Source organism: Micromonospora tarapacensis (assembly GCF_019697375.1).
Lineage (GTDB): Bacteria > Actinomycetota > Actinomycetes > Mycobacteriales > Micromonosporaceae > Micromonospora > Micromonospora tarapacensis.
This window is the reverse complement of sequence record NZ_JAHCDI010000004.1, coordinates 4,494,506-4,513,905: the sequence shown is the minus strand read 5'-3', so window position 1 is coordinate 4,513,905 and position 19,400 is coordinate 4,494,506. Positions and strand designations below refer to the sequence as shown.

Below are 19,400 nucleotides of genomic sequence, written 5' to 3'. Positions count from 1 at the left end.
CCCTACTGACTACCATCACTCCCATGCGGGCAGCGCGTCGGCGCGGGCCCCGGCGGCAGGGGTCGGACGGGCCCCGTCACGAGCCGGGGCCGCTGGCCCGAGCGGTCGCCCGGGTGGTGGTCCGGGCCGCCGACGGCGCCCTGCGGCTCGTCACCGACCTGCTCGGTGCCGGCCCGGCCGCCGGCCGTGAACGGATCAGCGAGGCGGAGCTGAGGGACCTGGTCGCCGCCAACACGGTGCTCGATCCGGTGGGCCGCCGCATCATCGACGAGGTGCTGGTGGCCGGCGCGCGCCTGGTCCGCGAGGTGATGATGCCCCGCACCGAGGTGGTCTTCCTCTCCGCCGCGCTGACCCTCGCCGAGGTGGAGGCCCTGGTGCGGGCCGGCCCGCACACCCGCTACCCGGTGGTCGACGGCACGCACGACGACGTGGTCGGCGTCGTGCACCTGCGTGACCTGCTGCTGTCTCCGGACCGGGATCCGCGCGTCACGGTCGGCCAGCTGGCCCGCGAGGTCAAGCGCCTGCCGGCCAGCAAGCGGGTGCTCGCCGCGTTGACCGAGATGCGCCGGGAGGGGCATCACCTGGCCGTGGTGATCGACGAGTACGGCGGCACCGCCGGCATCGTCACCTGCGAGGACCTGATCGAGGAACTGGTCGGGGAGATCCACGACGAGTACGCGGACACGCCCGAGCCCACGCTGGCCGGGCTCCCGGCGATGGTGGACGGCCGGCTCAACCTCGCGGACTTCGCCGAACGCACCGGCGTGCCGCTGCCCGCCGGGCCGTACGAGACGGTGGGCGGGTTCGTGATGGCTGCGCTGGGGCGGCTGCCCGCGCCGGGCGACGAGATCCCGGTGCCCGCCGACCCGTCCCGGGCGTCGGGCGGCGGCTGGCTGCTGCGGGTGTTGACCCTGGAGGGACGGCGGGTGGCCCGGCTCGCGGTCACCGTCGCCCGGCTGCCCGAACAGCGGCGCGAGGTTGTCACCGCCGTCGACCGGGTCCGACCCGCCGGCCCGTCATGACGGACCCCCGGTGTTGCTGACAGAATTGCCGGCATGTCCGACGTTCCCGCCCGCCCCCGCGTCTTCTCCGGCATCCAGCCGACGGCCGACTCGTTCCACCTCGGCAACTACCTCGGCGCGGTGCGGCACTGGGTGGCGTTGCAGGAGTCGCACGATGCGTTCTACTGCGTGGTCGACCTGCACGCCATCACCGCCGGCCACGACCCGAAGGTGCTGCACCAGCGTTCCCGGGTGGCCGCCGCGCAGCTGCTCGCGGTCGGGCTGGACCCGGACCGCTGCACCCTGTTCGTGCAGTCGCAGGTGCCCGAGCACGCACAACTGGCGTGGATGCTGGGTTGCATCACCGGCTTCGGCGAGGCCAGCCGGATGACGCAGTTCAAGGACAAGTCGCAGCGGCAGGGCAACGAGCGGGCCAGCGTCGGCCTGTTCACCTACCCGATCCTGCAGGCCGCCGACATCCTGCTCTACCAGGCCAACGCCGTCCCGGTCGGCGAGGACCAGCGTCAGCACCTGGAGCTCTCCCGGGACCTGGCGCAGCGGTTCAACTCGCTGTTCGGCGCGACGTTCACGGTCCCCGCGCCGCACATCGTCAAGGCCACCGCGAAGATCACCGACCTGCAGGATCCGACCGCCAAGATGTCGAAGTCGTCCTCCTCGCCGGCGGGCATCGTCGACCTGCTGGAGGATCCGGCCCGCTCGGCCAAGAAGATCCGTTCGGCGGTCACCGACACCGGGCGGGAGATCGTCTTCGACGAGCAGACCAAGCCCGGCATCGCCAACCTGCTCACCATCTTCTCAGCGCTGACCGGGCGGGGCATCGACGACCTGGTCGCCGCGTACGACGGCAGGGGCTACGGCGACCTGAAGAAGGACCTCGCCGAGGTGGTCCGGGAGTTCGTCGACCCGATCCAGCGGCACACCCGTTCCTACCTCGACGACCCCGCCCAGCTGGACAAGCTCCTCGCCGGCGGCGCGGAGAAGGCTCGCGCGGTGGCGGCGCCGACGCTTCGTGCGGCGTACGAGCGGGTCGGCTTCTTCCCGCCGGTACGCGGCGAGTAGCTGTGCGCGCGGGGGCGGCGGTGCGGGCAGGAGTCGATGGCCGGAGGGGTGGCGTGGAGCGTGGATCAGCCGAACGCGGCGCCGACTGCCGGTGACACCGTCCAGATCGGCATCGCGGTGGACATCCCCGAGCCGTGGGGCAGCGTGCTGACCCGACGGAGGCTGGCGGCCGGTGACCCGAACGCGGTGCCGGCCCACGTCACCCTGCTCGGGCCGACCGAGATCCCGGTGGCCGCGCTGCCCGCCGTGGAGCGGCATCTCACCCGGGTCGCCGCCGCTCACCTGCCGTTCGCCCTGCACCTGCGGGGCACCGGCACGTTCCGGCCGGTCACCCAGGTGGTCTTCGTCGCGGTGGCCGCCGGGATCAGCGAGTGCGAGCTGCTGGCCGCCGCGATCAACGCCGCCCCCCAACTGCGCCGGGACATGCGCTTTCCCTACCATCCACACGTGACGGTGGCCCAGGACGTCGCGCCGGAGGCGCTCGACAAGGCGTACGAGGACCTGGCCGACTTCTCCGCGATGTTCGAGGTGGAGTGCTTCACCCTCTTCTCGCACAGCGGGCAGGCACGGTGGCAGCCGCGTCGGGACTTCCGGCTGGGCGGCTGACGGTCCGGTGGCCCGGCGGGTGCGGGGGCGCGGCGACGAGGGATCGGCGAGGATGACGACGTGAACCTTCTGGGCCGGGTTGAGGCAGCCGCCGGACGCCGGCTGGCCGCCGCGCGCCGCCGCTGGGCGACCATCGACCACCTGTGGCGGGCCGGGGTGCGCTACACCGACCTGCAGGGCGGTCGGCTGGCCGCGGCGATCGCCTACTACGGGTTCTTCGCGGTCTTCGCCCTGGCCCTGGTCGCGTACGCGGTCTTCGGCGCGATTCTGGAGGACAACGACGAGGTCCGCGCGGCGGCCGAGGAGTTCCTCGGGGAGAACCTGCCGTTCCTCGACCCGGCGCAGGTCGCCGACAGCAGCGGGACCGCCGGCGTGGCCGGCCTGCTCATCCTGGTGCTGACCGGGATCGGCTGGGTGGAGGCCATCCGCTCGTCGCAGCGGCTGATCCACGGTCTCCACCAGCATCCCGGCAACCTGGTCGTCCGGCGGCTGGTGGACCTCGGCGTGCTGCTCGTGGTCTTCGTGCTCCTCGGCGTCTCGGTGGCCGCGGTCGACGCGCTGGAGTCGCTGCTGCGCTTCCTGCTGCGCAGCACCGGCTCGTTCGGGCTGACCGCGGTCAGCGCCCTGCTCAGCGTGCTGGTCAACGCGGTGCTGGCCACCCTGCTGCTGGTCGCCGTGCCCCGGTTGCGGATGAGTCGGGCCCGGCTGCGGCCGGTGGTGCTGTTCGTCGCGGTCGGCATCACCCTGCTCAACACCGTGGGCCGGTTCTGGGTGGGGCGGGTCGAGCACAACCCGGCGTACACGGTGGTGGCCACCGCGGTGGGCCTGCTGGTCTATCTCTACCTGCTCAACCAGATGGTGCTCTTCGGCGCGGCGCTGGCCGCGACCAGCCGGCGTGGTCGGGTGGTGGACCTGACGGGCGGAGGCCCAGCCGCCGACCTCGACGCGGAAACCGATGCCGGCGCGCCGGGCGGCGCGGGTTGAGCCGAGACGGAGGGACGGTGTTGATCTCTATCGATCCGGATTCGACGGTGCCGCCGTACGAGCAGGTGCGCACGCAGCTCGCCGAGCAGGTGGGTGACGGACGGCTGCCGGTCGGCGCCCGGCTGCCCACCGTGCGGCGACTCGCCGCCGAGCTGGACCTGGCCGTGAACACGGTCGCCCGGGCGTACCGGGAGCTGGAGGCGGCCGGGTTGCTGGAGACCCGGGGCCGGCACGGCACCTTCGTGGCGCCGGGGCGGGACGACGCGACGGACCGGTTGCAGCGGCTGGCCGCCGAGTACGCCGACCGGGCGGCACAGCTCGGCGTGCCGTCGGCGGCGGCGCTCGCCCTGGTGCGGGCCGCCCTCGAAGCCGGCCGCCCCGGCTGAGGCGGTGCCGCGCGTTGTTTGCCGAACCCGCCCGGACCTGGGCGGGTAGCGACGATGATGGGCCGGTGGGGGCACTCGTGACGTTGGACCTGCCGAGCGACTCGCCGCTGCTCGACCTGCCGTGGATCATCACATTCGGTCCGCTCGGCGACGCCGACGAGTGGGAGCCGGTGGTCTGCGGTCCGTACGAGCGGTCGCACGCGCTGGCCCTGGCCGAGGCGGTGGTCGCCGAGGAACAGCTGATGGCGGTGGTCGAGCCGCTGGTGCCGGCGGTCTCCGTGGAGCAGATCCGCGGTGAGATCGCCGCCGCGCAACTCGCCGCGCAGGACGAGGTGGTCCGGACGGACCAGGCGGACCTCTACGGCGACTACGAGGACACCGTCGACGAGGAGGAGATGGCGGCGGCCGACCACGACCGCGAGGCCGGCCCGCTGCCGGCGCCGGACGTGGCCGAGCTGCGTGCCGGTTTCGCCCGGATCGCGGCCCGGCTCACCGGCGGTTGACGACCGACGGTCACCGGTGCCCGGGGTCGCCCCGGGCGCCGGTGACCGTCGCACCCCCACCACAAGGGGTTGCCAGCCCAGCCGCCCGGCGGCGCGGAGCACGCCGGACGGCCAGGTCGATGACGGGCTTACCCGTTCAGCGCCGTTCGAACCAGACGGCCGCGTCGACCGGGAGCAGGTGTCCGCCGTCCTGCCCGGTGAGCGTCTCGCTGGCGACGATCGGTGCGCCGTACCCGTCGATCAGGACCGGCGCGTCGCCGGTGTTGACCACGCAGGTCAGCACGGTGCCGCCGGCTTCGCGGTGGAAGGCGAGCACCCCGGGGTCGGTTTCCAACCAGGTGATGCCGCCGGTGCCGGCCAGCGCCGGGTGCGTGTGGCGGATCCGCAGCGCCGCACGGTACAGCTCGAGGGTGGAGCCGGGCACGCCGGTCTGTGCGGCCACCGACAGGGCACGCCAGGTCGCCGGGGCGGGCAGCCAGCTCAGCTCGCTGCCGGCGGGTCCGAAGCCGTACGGGGCCAGCTCGCCGCTCCACGGGACGGGTACCCGGCAACCGTCCCGGCTTTCGCCGGTGCGCAGGAAGGCCGGGTCCTGGCGCAACTCGTCGGGCAGGTCGAGCACCTCGGGCAGGCCCAGCTCCTCACCCTGGTAGAGGTAGGCGCAGCCGGGCAGGGCAAGCATCAGCAGCGCGGCGGCGCGGGCCCGGCGCAGCCCGACCTCGCCGTCACCGTAGCGGGTGACGTGCCGTTGCCGGTCGTGGTTGGAGAGCACCCAGGTGGTCGGGGCGCCGACGATCGTCGACTCGGCCAGCGCGGTGTCGATCACCTTGCGGAACGAATCCGCCGACCAGGTGGCGTCGAGGAAGTCGAAGCTGAACGCCTGGTGCAGCTCGTCCGGCCCGATGTAGCGGGCCAGCCGCTGCGGCGTCTCGGCCCACGCCTCGGCCACCGCCATCCGACCGCCGGGGTAGCTGTCCAGGATGGGTCGCCAGGCGCGGTAGATGTCGTGCACCTCGTCCTGGTCGAAGTAGGGCAGCCGGCCCTTGCCGAGCAGCTCGGACTGGCGCCGGCCGTTGGTCATCGAGCTGAAGCCGACATCCGGCAGCCCGTCGGCCTTGATCATGCCGTGGGCCACGTCGATCCGGAAACCGTCGACGCCGCGGTCCAGCCAGAAGCGCAGCACGTCCTCGAACTCGGCGCGCACCTCCCGGTGGCGCCAGTTCAGGTCGGGCTGGGCCGGGTCGAACAGGTGCAGGTACCACTGGCCGTCGGGAACCCGGGTCCAGGCCGGGCCGCCGAAGATGCTCTCCCAGTCGTTGGGGGGCTGCTCACCGTGCGCACCCCGGCCGTCGGCGAAGAGGTAGCGCGCCCGCTCGGGTGAGCCGGGGGCGGCGGCCAGCGCTGCGGCGAACCAGGGGTGCCGGTCGGAGGTGTGGTTCGGCACGATGTCGACGATGATCCGCAGGCCGAGCGCGTGGGCGTCGGTGATCATCGCTTCGAAGTCGGCGAGGGTGCCGAACATCGGGTCCACGTCCCGGTAGTCGGCGACGTCGTAGCCGCCGTCGACCATCGGCGAGGTGTAGAAGGGGGTCAGCCAGAGCGCGTCCACCCCCAGGTCTCGCAGGTAGGGCAGGCGTTCGCGGATGCCCCGCAGGTCACCGATGCCGTCGCCGTCGGAGTCGGCGAAGCTGCGGACGTAGACCTGGTAGACGACGGCTGATCGCCACCAGTCGACGTCGGAGGTCAGCGACGAGGGGGTGCTGACGGTCATCGGGTCTTCCCCGTTCTGTGGCGCGGTACGGCGGCGCCCGCGTAGGCGAGGTGGGTGCGCGGGCGTCTGAGAAGAATGCCGCCCCGCCGCTGCAAGAGTCAAGCATTCCTTGCGCAAGAACGGTCGGCGAGGGCTCCGGGTGAGGCCGCCGTCACGCCGGGACCGGGAGCGCGGGTGGTGCCGGCCGCTGCCGCCCTGGACCCCCTGGGCCGCCGTGCCGTCCTGGCGCGCCCCCGCGGTCGACCCGCGTACCACCAGTTCCGGCCGGAAGAGGTACTCGGAGTGCGGGGCGCCATGGCCGTTGATCTCGTCGACCAGGGCCCGGACCGCGGCGACCGCCATCGCGGCGACCGGCTGGCGAATGGTCGTCAGCGGTGGGTCGGTGAAGGCCATCAGCGGGGAGTCGTCGTAGCCGACCACCGAGAGATCCTCCGGCACGGACAGGCCGCGCTGCCGGGCCGCCCGGACCGCGCCGAGTGCCATCAGATCGGAGCCGCAGACGACACCGGTGGCGCCACGCTCGATCAGTCGACCGGCCGCCGCCTCCCCGCCCTCCACGCCGAACAGCGAGAGTTCGGTCAGCTCGGCCATCTCGTCGTCGTCGACCCCGGCGAGGCGTCGCATCGCCGCCTTGTAGCCACCGACCTTGCGCTGCACCGGCACGAACCGGTCCGGGCCGGTGATCAACCCGATCCGCCGGTGACCCAGGGCCACCAGATGGGCCACGGCCAGCTCCGCCGCCTCCCGGTCGTCGCAGGAGACGAAGGGCGCCGAGACGCCGGGCGCGTACCCGTTGATCATGACGACCGGCAGCGGGCGGGCGAGCAGCGTCCGGTACCGGTCGTGGTCGGCGGCGGTGTCGGCGTGCAGGCCGGAGACGAAGACGATCCCGGAGACCTGCCGGTCGAGCAGCATCTCGACGTACTCGTCCTCGCGGACGCCGCCGGGGGTCTGGGTGCACAGCACCGGGGTGAACCCGGTCGGGGCCAGGGCCGACTCGATGATCTGGGCGAAGGCGGGGAAGATCGGGTTGTCCAGTTCCGGCACCACGAGACCGACCAGCCCGGCGCTGCGCTTGCGCAGCCGGGCGGGGCGCTCGTAGCCGAGCACGTCGAGTGCGGTCAGGACGGCCTGCCGGGTCTCGGGTGCCACGCCGGGGCGGTCGTTGAGCACCCGCGACACGGTGGCCTCGCTGACGTCGGCCTGCTGGGCGATGTCGGACAGGCGAGCGCGCATGGCGGCACTGTAGCTCACCGCCGGGTTTTTGCGCATTCGTCAGCAAGAAGTTGCAGAATCGAGCAGCGGACGTTGGGAGCGTGCCCACCAAACCGCGCCTGGGCTGGGCTTCATCGTGGCCACGGGTGGCCCGGTGGGCGGTGGAGATGGGAGTTCGGTCACCCGCATCGGGGACAAGGTACGCATAAGGACACAGTTGTCGATCATCGAAGTTGCGGATGAGGCACGGTTGTTGCAAGGGCATTCGCAAAGGGTTTCGAGTTACGAAACTTCTTGCTACTGTCCCGCCGTTACCCGGCAGGCAACTTAGGAGCGAACATGCGCCGCACCGCCAGGGGGACCGCCGTACTCGCCGCCGCCACACTCGCCCTCTCCGTCGCCGCATGCGGCGGGGACGACGAGGCGGCCGAGCAGCAGCCCGCGGTCGACCCCGCCTCTCTCACCGCAGAACTGACCTGGTGGGACACCTCGGACCCGAAGAACGAGGGTCCGGCGTTCCAGGAGCTGATCGCGAAGTTCAACCAGACGTACCCGAACGTGAAGATCAACTATCAGTCGGTCCCGTTCGGTGAGGCGCAGAACAAGTTCAAGACCGCCGCGCAGGCCGGGACCGGCGCTCCGGACATCCTGCGGGCCGAGGTCGCCTGGGTGCCCGAGTTCGCCTCGCTGGGCTACCTCTACACGCTCGACGGCTCCGAGCTGCTCGCCGACTCCGCCGACTTCCTGGAGACCCCGCTCGCCTCCAACAAGTACGACGGCAAGACCTACGGCGTCCCGCAGGTCACCGACAGCCTCGCGCTGATGTACAACAAGGAACTGCTGAGCCAGGCCGGCATCAGTGCGGCTCCGAAGACCTGGGCCGAGCTGAAGACCGTCTCGCAGACCATCAAGGAGAAGACCGACGCCGAGGGTGTCTACCTCAACCCGGCCGGCTACTTCCTGCTGCCCTTCATGTACGGCGAGGGCGGTGACCTGGTCGACACCGCCGACAAGAAGATCGTGGTCAACTCGGCGCAGAACGCGGCCGGGCTGGCGATCGCCAAGGACCTGATCGACAGCGGCGCGGCCGTGAAGCCCTCCGCCAACGACTCCTACGGCACCATGATGACCCTCTTCAAGGAGAAGAAGGTCGCCATGATCATCAACGGTCCGTGGGAGGTCAACAACGTCCAGCAGGCACCAGGCTTCGGTGGCCTGGAGAACCTGGGCGTCGCACCGGTGCCGGCCGGCTCGGCCCGGGCCGGTGGCCCGGTCGGTGGCCACAACTACGTGATCTGGTCCGGCATGCCGCAGGAGAAGGTCGACGCCGCTGTCGCGTTCGTCAAGTTCATGAGCTCCGCCGAATCGCAGGCATTCCTGTCGGAGAAGCTCGGCCTGCTGCCCACCCGCACCTCGGCGTACGACCTCGACGCGGTCAAGAACAACGCCGTGGTCGCCGCGTTCCAGCCGGTCGTGGAGGCCGGTGTGGGTCGCCCGTGGATCCCCGAGGCCGGCCAGTTCTTCGGCCCGCTCGACCAGATGGCCACCGAGATCCTGATCCAGGACAAGGACCCGCAGGCCGCGCTGGACACCGTCGCACAGAAGTACCAGGCCGAGGTCGTCCCCTCCTACGAGAACTGATCTCACCGCCGGCTCACCGGCCGGTGACCTCTCGGCACCCGGCAGGGTCGCGTGACCGTCCCCGGTCGCGGGGCCCTGCCGGATCTCCCCTCATGGAGCGCAGCTGATGACCACCGTGACAGCCGATCCGGCGCCGCCGTCGACGCCGCCCGGCCGATCCGCTCGTCCGTCCCGGCTGCGTCGCAGCTGGGAGAAGCACTGGTACGCCTGGGCGATGGTGCTGCCCGTCGTGATCGTCCTGGCAGTTCTGATCTTCTACCCGCTGTTCCGCGGGATCTGGCTCTCCTTCACCAACCTCACCGAGGCCAACCAGGCCGCCGAGATCTGCATCAGGTCGATCACCGGCAGCGAGGTCTGCAACGACAACCCCAACAAGTGGGAGTTCGTCGGCCTCGACAACTACGTGCGGGTGCTCACCGGCGAGGTCGGGGAGTTCTGGCAGTGGACCGGCACCACGCTGATCTGGACGTTGGTCTGCGTGGCCTGCCACTTCGGCCTGGGGCTCGGCCTGGCCACCATGCTCAACCGCCCGATGCGCCTGCGCGGCCTGTACCGCGTGCTGTTGATCCTGCCCTGGGCGGTGCCCGCCTTCGTCAGCGCGTTCGCCTGGAAGTTCATCTTCAACGAGCGCTTCGGCCTGGCCAACGCCCTGCTCTCCGCCGTCGGCATCGATCCGGTCTCCTGGTTCGCCGACCGGTGGACCTCGCTGCTCACCGCCATCGTCACCAACATCTGGCTCGGTGTGCCGTTCATGATGGTGGCGCTGCTCGGCGGCATGCAGACCATCCCGTCCGAGCTGTACGAGGCGGCCGAGATCGACGGGGCCTCGGCCTGGCAGCGGTTCACGAACATCACCCTGCCCGGCCTGCGTCCGGTCAGCATGACCGTGGTGCTGCTCGGCACCATCTGGACGTTCAACATGTTCCCGATCATCTTCCTGGTGACCGAGGGACAGCCGGCCGGGCAGAGCGAGATCCTGGTGACCGGCGCCTACCGGGCGGCGTTCGAGGGCATCCGCAACTACTCGTTGGCCTCGACGTACGGCGTACTGATCCTGTCGATCCTGCTGGTGTTCTCGGTGTTCTACCGACGGGCCCTGCGTAAGCAAGGCGAGGTGTGGTGATGGCGCGGGCACCCGGTCGCAGTCGCCGTGGTCCGGCGAGGTCGGCCCTGCTGCACGGCACGTTGATCCTGGCATCGCTGATCGCGATCGGCCCGATCGTCTGGGTGCTGCTGTCGTCGCTGAAGCCCGGGTACGCGATCCAGAGCAGCGAGCTGACCCTGTTCCGGGACACCACCCTGGCCAACTACGGCTACGTGCTGACCGAGACGAACTTCCCGAGGTGGTTCCTCAACTCGGTGATCGTCGCGGCCTTCACCATGACCATCGGCATCTTCCTGTCGGCCACCACCGGGTACGCGGTGTCCCGGTTCAACTTTCCCGGCCGCCGGCCGCTGATGATGGTCTTCCTGGTCACCCAGATGTTCCCGGTGGCCATCCTGATCGTGCCGATCTACACGATCATGGCCCGATTGGGGCTGATCAACACCATGCCCGCGCTGATCATCGCGTACCTGACCATCGCGGTGCCGTTCTGCGCCTGGATGTTGAAGGGCTACTTCGACTCCATCCCGACCTCGCTGGACGAGGCGGCGGCGCTGGACGGATGCGGTCCGTTCGCCACCTTCTGGCGGGTGGTGCTGCCGCTGGCCCGTCCGGCCGTGGCGGTCACCGCCTTCTACACCTTTCTCACCGCCTGGGGGGAGGTGGCGTACGCATCGGCCTTCATCCAGACCGACGACAAGTTCACCCTCGCCTACGGGCTCCAGCAGTTCGTGCCGCAGTTCAACCCGCAGTGGGAGTACCTGACGGCGGCGGCCGTCCTGGTCACCGTCCCGGCCGGCCTGGTCTTCTTCTTCGCGCAGAAGCACCTGGTCTCCGGCCTGACCGCGGGCGGCACGAAGGGCTGACCACGGTGCCTCTACTACAAACCGTCGTTGATAGGGCAGGATGGGTCGGGTGGAAGCACTTCGACTCATCCTCCTCTACGTCCACCTGATCGGGTTCGCGCTGCTGCTCGGCGGCACGATCGCCCAATACCTCACCGGCAAGCTCCGGATCAACGCCGCCATGCTCTGGGGCTCGGTGATCCAGCTGCTGAGCGGCATCGGCCTGGCCGCCCCGCTGCGCGACGGCGACGAGCCGGCACCGGCGAAGCTTGTGACGAAGCTGGTGCTCGCACTGCTGATCTTCGTCATGGTCTTCTTCTCCCGCAAGCGGGCCGACGTCAACCGGGGGCACTTCCTCGCCATCGCGGGATTGACCCTGGTCACCGCGGCCGTGGCGGTCTTCTGGCGGTGATCGTCGGACCGCCCGGCAGCCGCTGAAAAAAGACGTTCCGCCCGCCCGGCCGCCCATCTGCCGGCATCCTGAGTGGTACGCCCCACCCAAGCATTACGTACGGGTAACAGGCCTCCAACAGTCCAGCACGATTGTCGGTCGGCAGGTGGGCGGGGGCGTACGCTCTGCTCCCGTAACGTGGGACGCCGGCGGCGCAGCGCAGGCCGGCTCAAGGGCTGCCACCGCGTACCCCGCGGTGTGCAATGGGAAGGAGACGTCTTGCGCTCGGTGCGTGGGATGCGGATCGCCTCGATCATTGCGGCGGGTGGGCTCGTGCTGAGCGCCGCCGCCTGTGGCGAGGCTCCGGATGAGGACAACAACGCCGGTTCCGGCGGCGAGAAGTACAGCGCCTGCATGGTCACCGACGTCGGGGGCATCGACGACAAGTCGTTCAACGCCTCGGCCTGGAAGGGCCTGGAGGACGCCAAGGCGGAGAACAGCAACATCGACATCAAGTACGTCGCGTCCAAGGCCGAGGCGGACTACGAGCCGAACCTCACCCAGTACGTCAACCAGGACTGCGACTTCATCCTGGCCGTCGGCGGCCTGATGGGCGACGCGACCAAGAAGATCGCTGAGGCGAACCCGGACCAGCAGTTCGGCATCGTCGACGCCGACCCGGCCGTGGCCAACGTCTACCCGATGCAGTTCGACACCGCCCAGGCCGCCTTCCTCGCCGGCTACGTCGCCGCCGGCATGAGCGAGAGCGGCAAGGTGGGCACCTACGGCGGCCTGAAGATCCCGCCGGTGACCATCTTCATGGACGGCTACGCCGACGGTGTCGCCTACTACAACGAGGCCAAGGGCAAGGACGTCCAGGTTCTCGGTTGGAACAAGGAGACCCAGAACGGCTCCTTCACCAACGACTTCGTCAAGCAGGACGAGGGCAAGAAGGTGAGCGACGCGCTGGTCGCCCAGGGCGCGGACATCATCATGCCGGTCGCCGGTGGCGCCGGCCTCGGCACCACCGGTGCGGCCCAGGCCTCCGGCGGTAAGTACGACACCATCTGGGTGGACGTCGACGGCTGCGAGAGCACCCCGAACTGCCCGGCGATCATCACGACCGTGGTGAAGAACATCCCGGGCGCGGTCAAGGAGGCCGTCCTCAAGGCCGCCGGTGGCGAGCAGCTCGCGGCCGACCCCGGCTTCGTCGGCACCCTGGCCAACGACGGCGTCTCGATCGCCCCGTACCACGAGTTCGACAGCAAGGTTCCGGCCGAACTGAAGGCCGAGGTGGACAAGCTGAAGGCAGACATCGCCGCCGGCACCGTCAAGGTCGAGTCGGCCGCCCAGCCGAAGTGAACCGTCGCCCGCCGTCCCCGGTGAGACGATCACCGGGGGCGGCGGGCGAGTCATGCCACGAATGATCCGGCCGCTTCGGCGCGGGGAGACCCACCGCGCCGCGGCGGCCGGTCCGCGCCACCGGTCCGGCCGGGGCCGCGTTCCGCTCGCCGGCAGCTACGCTGCACCATCGCTTCGCACTCCAGGAGGTTGCGCTGAGACTCGAACTGCGCGGCATCACCAAGCGGTTCGGTGATCTGGTCGCCAACGATCACATCGACCTGACGGTGGAGCCTGGAGAGATCCACGCCCTGCTCGGCGAGAACGGCGCGGGCAAGTCGACCCTGATGAACGTGCTGTACGGGCTCTACCAGCCCGACGAGGGCGCGATCCTGGTCGACGGGAGACCCCTGAAGCTGCGTGGCCCCTCCGACGCCATCGCGGCGGGCATCGGCATGGTGCACCAGCACTTCATGCTCGTGCCGGTCTTCACCGTCACCGAGAACATCATGCTCGGTGCCGAGCAGGTGCGCGGCGGCATCGCCGGATTCCTGGACCGGCGCCGGGCCCGACGCGAGGTCGCCGAGGTCTCCCAGCGCTACAACCTGCGGGTCGACCCGGACGCGGTGATCGAGGACCTGCCGGTCGGCGTCCAGCAGCGGGTGGAGATCGTCAAGGCGCTCACCCGCGACGTCGACCTGCTGATCCTGGACGAGCCCACGGCGGTGCTCACCCCGCAGGAGACCGAGGAACTGCTCACCGTGATGCGGTCGCTCAAGGCCGCCGGCAAGTCGATCGTCTTCATCACCCACAAGCTTGGCGAGGTCAAGGCGATCGCAGACCGGATCACCGTGATCCGGCGCGGCCGGACCGTGGGCACCGCGTCGCCCGAGGCCAGCCGCGACGAGTTGGCCGCGCTGATGGTCGGCCGTACCGTCCGGCTGACCGTGGACAAGGCTCCGGCCACCCCGGGCGGGCCGGTCCTGGAGGTCTCCGGCCTGGTCGTCGACGACGACCGGCAGGTCCGCGCGGTGAACGGCGTCGACCTGACCGTACGCGCGGGCGAGGTGCTCGGCGTGGCCGGCGTGCAGGGCAACGGCCAGACCGAACTGATCGAAGCGATCATGGGGTTGCGCCCGGTGCTCGCCGGCACGGTCACCCTCGACGGGCAGCGGGTCGACGGCTGGTCGACCAAGAAGGTGCTCCGGGCCGGCGTCGGCTACGTGCCGGAGGACCGCAGCGTCGACGGCCTGGTCAAGGAGTTCACCGTCGCGGAGAACCTGGTGCTGGACGTGTACGACCGGCCGCCGTTCGGCCGGGGCCTGTCGCTGCGGCCGGACGAGATCGCCAGATCGGCGCAGGAGCGGATCGAGCAGTTCGACGTGCGCACGTCGTCGGCGCAGGCACCGGTCGGCACCCTCTCCGGCGGCAACCAGCAGAAGGTGATCGTGGCACGGGAGCTGTCCCGGTCGCTGAAGCTTCTCATCGCCGCCCAACCCACCCGGGGCGTGGACGTCGGCTCGATCGAGTTCATCCACAGCCGGGTCGTCCACGAGCGCGACGCCGGCACCGCCGTGCTGGTGGTCTCCAGCGAACTCGACGAGGTGATCGGGCTGGCCGACCGGATCGCGGTGATGTACCGCGGGCGGATCATCGGCGTCGTCGGCCCGGAGACACCCCGCGAGCAGATCGGCCTGCTGATGGCGGGGATCACCGCCGACGGCGTGGCTGCGGCCCCCGAGGGTCCAGGTAGCGAGGACGAGAAGGCATGAGCGAGCGCAGCGACCCGAATCTGCCGGGTTCCCCGGACAAGGAACCGGCGACCGAGGAGCAGGCCGGCCGGACCGCGCTCGGCAACACCGAACGGGCCGAGTCGGCCACCACGCCGGACGGGCCGGCGCAGCGTCCGACGCTGGGGCGGCTGTTCCTGGAGAACCTCTGGGCGGCCAACACGTTCACGGTGACCCTGCTGTCACTGGTGCTGGCGATGATCGTCGGCGCGATCCTGATGATCATCTCTGATCCGGACGTGCTGGCCACCTACTCCTACATCACGGCCCGCCCGTCGGACGCGATCGACGCCAGCTGGACGCTGGTCAGCGAGGCGTACGCGAACCTGTTCAAGGGTTCCGTCTTCGACCCCGCCGCGACCACCGTCAACGCGGCGCTGAGCCCGATCTCGGAGACCCTCACCTACACCGCGCCGCTGGTCTTCACCGGCCTGTCGGTGGCGCTGGCCTTCCGGGGCGGCCTGTTCAACATCGGCGCCCAGGGCCAGGCCACGATGGGTGTCATCCTGGCCGCGCTGGCCGGCTTCCTGCTGCCGCTGCCGCCCGGGTTGCACCTGCTGGTCGCGGTGCTGGCCGGCGCGCTCGGCGGGGCCATCTGGGGCTTCGTCCCGGGCATCCTCAAGGCGCGCACCGGCGCGCACGAGGTGATCAACACGATCATGCTGAACTACGTCGCGGTCTACTTCCTGACCTGGCTGATCGTGCAGAACGGCGTACAGGATCCGGACCGTACCGACGCGATCAGCCGGCCGGTGGACGCCTCCGCCCAACTGCCGCGACTGTTCGGCGACGGGCTGCGGGCGCACGCCGGCATCATCCTTGCCGTGCTGGCCACCTGGGCGGTGGCCTGGCTGCTCAACCGTTCCACGCTCGGCTTCGAGCTGCGCGCGGTGGGCGCCAACCCGGACGCCGCTCGGACGGCCGGCATCAGCGTCACCCGGACGTACGTCCTGGTCATGGTCTTCGCCGGGATGCTGGCCGGCCTCGGCGGCTCGCAGATGGTGCTGGGCACCACCGCCGCCGCCCTGACCCCGCTGGTGGTGGCCCAGATCGGCTTCGACGGCATCCTCGTCGCCCTGCTCGGCCGGGTGAAACCCTGGGGGGTGGCGCTGGCCGCGCTGCTCTTCGGCGCGTTGCAGGCCGGCGGTAACCGGATGCAGTCGTACTCGGGGATCTCGCTGGAACTGGTCACCGTGCTCCAGGCGCTGATCGTCATCTTCATCGCCGCGCCGGCCCTGGTGAAGGCGATCTTCCAGCTCCGGGCCGCGCGGGCCGCCCGGTTGCAGACGAGCCTCGCGAAGGGCTGGTGAGGCATGTCCACCACGGCTGTTCCCGACGTCGCGGTCGCACCGGTCGACGAGGGCTTCTGGACCCGCACCCGCAAGGTGGCTCTGGTGCTGCTGGCGCTCGGCCTGCTGGCCACGGTGCTGTTCGGGGCGCTCGCCACCGGCGACCAGGCCCGCTTCACGCTCAGCGAGGACGCCGCCGGGGCCGCGCTGGAGATCCACGGCACCATCGGCGCGGTCATCTTCGGCCTGGTGACCCTGGCCGCCGGGGCGGCGATGCTCGCCGCGGTGCCGAAGCGCTGGTTCGTCCCGGTGCTCGCCGTCGGCCTGGTCGCCTTCGTGCTGTCGTTCCTCTGCTGGCAGGTCTCCGCCGCGCCGACCGGGCAGAATTTCATGCCGCTTGTCAACATCGTGCGGGGCACATTCCTGCTCGCCCTGCCGCTCATCTTCGGGTCGCTGGCGGGCGTGCTCTGCGAGCGATCCGGCGTGGTCAACGTCGCCATCGAGGGACAGTTGCTGATGGGCGCCTTCAGCGGTGCGCTCTTCGGCAGCATCTCCGGCAGCGTCTGGGTCGGTCTGGTCGCCGCCGCGCTCGGCGGCTCGTTCATCTCGCTGCTGCTGGCCGTGTTCAGCATCCGCTACCTGGTCGACCAGGTGGTCATGGGCATCGTGCTCAACCTGCTGGCACTCGGCATCACCGGCTTCCTCTACGAGCGGCTGATGCAGACCGACGCCGCCCGCTACAACAGCGCCCCGCGCTTCAGCAACTGGGAGATCCCCCTGTTGTCGGACATCCCGGTGCTCGGACCGGCGCTGTTCCGGGGCAACATCTTCCTCTACCTGGCCCTGCTGCTGGTGCTCGTGATCCACATCGCGCTGTTCCGCACCCGGTGGGGCCTGCGGACCCGCTCGGTCGGTGAGCACCCGACGGCGGCGGACACGCTGGGCGTCAAGGTGCTGGGGCTGCGCTACCGCAACGTGCTGCTGGCGGGTGCGGTCGCCGGCATCGGTGGTGCCTCGTACACGCTGGCGCTCTACTCGTTCACCAAGAACATGATCGGCGGCAAGGGCTTCATCGCCCTGGCCGCACTGATCTTCGGCCGGTGGAGCCCGACCGGGGCGCTGCTCGCCGCACTCTTCTTCGGCTTCGCCGACCAGTTGGCCACCTACCTGGGCGCGATCAACAGTGTGATCCCCGGCCAGTTCCTGGCCATGCTGCCCTACCTGGCGACGATCCTGGCCGTGGCCGGGCTGGTCGGCCGGGTCCGGGCGCCGGCCGCCGACGGCAAGCCGTACATCAAGGGCTGATCCAGGGAGCGGACGATGGAGATCGACTGGGACCGGCTGCGGGCCGCCGCAACCGAGGTGATGCGGCACGCGTACGTGCCGTACTCGAAGTTCCCGGTGGGGGCGGCGGCACTTGTCGACGACGGCCGGGTCGTGGTCGGCTGCAACGTGGAGAACGCCGCGTACGGCGTGGTGCTCTGCGCCGAGTGCGGGGTGGTCTCCTCGCTGCACGCCACCGGCGGCGGTCGGATCGTGGCGTTGTCCTGCGTCGACGCCACCGGCGAGCCGCTGATGCCGTGCGGGCGCTGCCGCCAGCTGCTCTGGGAGCAGGGCGGGCCGGAGTGCCTGGTCGAGGCGAAGGGCGGGCCGTTGCGGATGGCGGAGCTGCTGCCGCACGCCTTCGACGTGGCCGACATCGAGGCGGTCACCGGCGAACGGCCGGTGCCGGTGGTTCCCGACCGGCTGGCCGCCTGGCGCGGGCGGGGCACCGTCTTCGTGCATCCCGACCTGTCGGCCGGACAGCAGGTCTGGACGGCCTACTGGGAGCGCTCGGCCGGAGACGACGCGGGCGCCGAGACCGGGGTGCTGGAGGAGGGGCCGAGCTGGGACGACCCGGCCGAGGCGATCGCCTGGGGGCTGGCGCGTACGCCCCGGGTGGTGGTGGTCGACGCGTCCGGCACGATCTTCTGGGCGGGTGAGGGCGAGCCGCCGTCGGAGATCCCGGTGCGCTGGGGTGGCTGAGCTTGGGGGATGGACCGACCGTACCCGGCTCCGGGCGGTCAGGCTTGATCCCTCCGCCGGGCACGGTCGGCCCATCCCCTCGGTGGGCACGGTGCGCGGGCCGGTATCGCCAAACGACGAGAAAAGATCTATCTGATGAGTGGTTTTGCGGCGGTTGATGTTATTCGGGTCAAGCGGGACGGGGGGGTGTTGTCGGACGGGCAGATCGACTGGGTGGTGGACGCGTACACCCGTGGAGTGGTGGCCGACGAGCAGATGTCGGCACTGGCCATGGCGATCCTGCTGAACGGGATGACCGGTCCGGAGATCGCCCGCTGGACGGCCGCGATGATCGCCAGCGGTGAGCGGCTCGACCTGTCGTCGGTGGCCCGGCCGACCGTCGACAAGCACTCGACCGGCGGGGTCGGAGACAAGATCACCCTTCCGCTCACCCCGCTGGTGGCGGCCTGTGGCGCGGCGGTGCCGCAGCTGTCCGGGCGCGGGCTCGGGCACACCGGGGGCACGCTGGACAAGCTGGAGTCGATCCCGGGCTGGCGGGCCGCGCTGAGCAACGAGGAGTTCACCGCCCAACTGCGCGACATCGGCGCGGTGATCTGCGCCGCCGGATCCGGGCTGGCTCCGGCCGACCGCAAGCTGTACGCGCTGCGCGACGTCACCGGCACCGTCGAGGCGATCCCGCTGATCGCCAGTTCCATCATGAGCAAGAAGATCGCCGAGGGGACCGGCGCCCTGGTGCTGGACGTGAAGGTCGGCTCCGGTGCGTTCATGAAGTCGGTCGACGACGCCCGGGCCCTGGCCCGGACGATGGTGGAGCTGGGCGGGGCGCACGGCGTGCGGACCGTCGCGCTGCTCACCGACATGGCCACGCCGCTCGGGCGGGCCATCGGCAACGGGATCGAGGTCACCGAGTCCGTGGAGGTGCTCGCCGGGGGCGGTCCCGCCGACGTGGTGGAGCTGACCCTGGCGTTGGCCCGGGAGATGCTCGACGCGGCCGGCCTGCCCGACGCCGACCCCGCCGCCGCGCTGCGCGACGGGCGGGCGATGGACGTCTGGCGGTCGATGATCCGGGCCCAGGGCGGTGACCCGGACGCGCCGATGCCCGAGGCGGCCGAGGTCGAGGTGGTGCGCGCCGACTCGGATGGTTACGTCGCGGCGGTCGACGCGTACGCCATGGGGGTGGCCGGCTGGCGGCTCGGTGCGGGCCGGGCCCGCAAGGAGGACCCGGTCAGCGTGCCGGCGGGGGTGCTGCTGCACAAGCGTCCCGGTGACCTGGTGCGGGCCGGAGAGCCCCTCTACGAGTTGCGGGCCGAGCAGGCGGAGCGGATCCCGCCAGCGCTGGCGGAGGCCGCCCGGGCGGTCACCGTCGCCGGCCGGCCGCCGGCCCCGACGCCGCTGGTGATCGAACGCGTCGAGTGACGAAACCCTGGCCC

Annotated in this window: 17 protein-coding genes and 1 pseudogene; 16 read left to right on the top strand and 2 right to left on the bottom strand. The window is 70.8% G+C overall.

All coding sequences use genetic code 11. The annotated features are described in order from the left end of the window. Positions 1–23 precede the first annotated feature (23 nt). The 6 genes from KIF24_RS26470 (at position 24) to KIF24_RS26445 (ending at position 4,560) form a co-directional block, all read left to right on the top strand. A complete protein-coding gene (locus KIF24_RS26470) occupies positions 24–1,022 on the top strand; it encodes a hemolysin family protein (RefSeq protein ID WP_221086348.1) in 999 nt (332 codons plus the stop codon). 33 nt (positions 1,023–1,055) lie between these two features. After that, positions 1,056–2,081 (top strand): tryptophan--tRNA ligase, encoded by a 1,026-nt coding sequence (gene trpS, locus KIF24_RS26465; protein WP_221086347.1) that lies wholly within the window; start codon positions 1,056–1,058, stop codon positions 2,079–2,081. Positions 2,082–2,117: 36 nt separating this feature from the next. After that, positions 2,118–2,687 carry a 2'-5' RNA ligase family protein gene (locus KIF24_RS26460; RefSeq protein ID WP_221086346.1) on the top strand — a complete coding sequence of 190 codons (570 nt, stop codon included), beginning with the start codon at positions 2,118–2,120 and terminating at the stop codon, positions 2,685–2,687. A 60-nt stretch (positions 2,688–2,747) separates the two neighbouring features. After that, positions 2,748–3,671 carry a YihY/virulence factor BrkB family protein gene (locus KIF24_RS26455; RefSeq protein WP_221086345.1) on the top strand — a complete coding sequence of 308 codons (924 nt, stop codon included), beginning with the start codon at positions 2,748–2,750 and terminating at the stop codon, positions 3,669–3,671. Between the two features lie 17 nt (positions 3,672–3,688). After that, positions 3,689–4,057, top strand: coding sequence for a GntR family transcriptional regulator (locus KIF24_RS26450; RefSeq protein WP_221086344.1), 369 nt, complete (start codon positions 3,689–3,691; stop codon positions 4,055–4,057). A 65-nt stretch (positions 4,058–4,122) separates the two neighbouring features. After that, complete coding sequence (locus KIF24_RS26445) at positions 4,123–4,560, top strand: hypothetical protein (RefSeq protein ID WP_221086343.1); 438 nt, start codon at positions 4,123–4,125, stop codon at positions 4,558–4,560. A gap of 136 nt (positions 4,561–4,696) precedes the next feature. Here the strand turns inward: KIF24_RS26445 and KIF24_RS26440 are convergent, their stop codons facing one another. Beyond that, complete coding sequence (locus KIF24_RS26440; RefSeq protein WP_221086342.1) at positions 4,697–6,328, bottom strand: glycoside hydrolase family 13 protein; 1,632 nt, start codon at positions 6,326–6,328, stop codon at positions 4,697–4,699. Positions 6,329–6,625: 297 nt separating this feature from the next. Next, a pseudogene (locus KIF24_RS26435) lies at positions 6,626–7,564 on the bottom strand (LacI family DNA-binding transcriptional regulator); the annotation flags it as partial. Between the two features lie 318 nt (positions 7,565–7,882). On the opposite strand from KIF24_RS26435, the gene KIF24_RS26430 reads away from it, so the two are divergent. From KIF24_RS26430 to KIF24_RS26385, 10 genes are all read left to right on the top strand, one after another. Next, entirely contained in the window at positions 7,883–9,184 is a 1,302-nt protein-coding gene (locus KIF24_RS26430; RefSeq protein WP_221086341.1) for an extracellular solute-binding protein, read from the top strand. 106 nt (positions 9,185–9,290) lie between these two features. Continuing rightward, positions 9,291–10,307, top strand: a complete 1,017-nt coding sequence (locus tag KIF24_RS26425; protein WP_221086340.1) for a carbohydrate ABC transporter permease — start codon at positions 9,291–9,293, stop codon at positions 10,305–10,307. Further along, a complete protein-coding gene (locus KIF24_RS26420) occupies positions 10,307–11,155 on the top strand; it encodes a sugar ABC transporter permease (RefSeq protein WP_221086339.1) in 849 nt (282 codons plus the stop codon). The genes KIF24_RS26425 and KIF24_RS26420 overlap by 1 nt, the downstream gene beginning before the upstream one ends. A gap of 49 nt (positions 11,156–11,204) precedes the next feature. Beyond that, on the top strand, positions 11,205–11,546 hold the full coding sequence (locus tag KIF24_RS26415; RefSeq protein ID WP_221086338.1) for a hypothetical protein: 342 nt from the start codon (positions 11,205–11,207) through the stop codon (positions 11,544–11,546). A 276-nt stretch (positions 11,547–11,822) separates the two neighbouring features. Beyond that, a complete protein-coding gene (locus KIF24_RS26410) occupies positions 11,823–12,887 on the top strand; it encodes a BMP family lipoprotein (RefSeq protein ID WP_221087556.1) in 1,065 nt (354 codons plus the stop codon). A gap of 161 nt (positions 12,888–13,048) precedes the next feature. Continuing rightward, a complete protein-coding gene (locus tag KIF24_RS26405; RefSeq protein ID WP_221087557.1) occupies positions 13,049–14,638 on the top strand; it encodes an ABC transporter ATP-binding protein in 1,590 nt (529 codons plus the stop codon). Continuing rightward, positions 14,635–15,966, top strand: a complete 1,332-nt coding sequence (locus KIF24_RS26400) for an ABC transporter permease (RefSeq protein ID WP_221086337.1) — start codon at positions 14,635–14,637, stop codon at positions 15,964–15,966. Before KIF24_RS26405 ends, KIF24_RS26400 begins: the two co-directional genes overlap by 4 nt. Positions 15,967–15,969: 3 nt before the next feature. Next, positions 15,970–17,250: an ABC transporter permease gene (locus KIF24_RS26395; RefSeq protein WP_221086336.1), complete on the top strand. Its 1,281-nt coding sequence runs from the start codon at positions 15,970–15,972 to the stop codon at positions 17,248–17,250. A gap of 15 nt (positions 17,251–17,265) precedes the next feature. Next, complete coding sequence (locus KIF24_RS26390) at positions 17,266–17,970, top strand: cytidine deaminase (RefSeq protein ID WP_221086335.1); 705 nt, start codon at positions 17,266–17,268, stop codon at positions 17,968–17,970. Positions 17,971–18,105: 135 nt separating this feature from the next. Continuing rightward, positions 18,106–19,386, top strand: a complete 1,281-nt coding sequence (locus KIF24_RS26385; protein WP_221086334.1) for a thymidine phosphorylase — start codon at positions 18,106–18,108, stop codon at positions 19,384–19,386. Positions 19,387–19,400 lie beyond the last annotated feature (14 nt).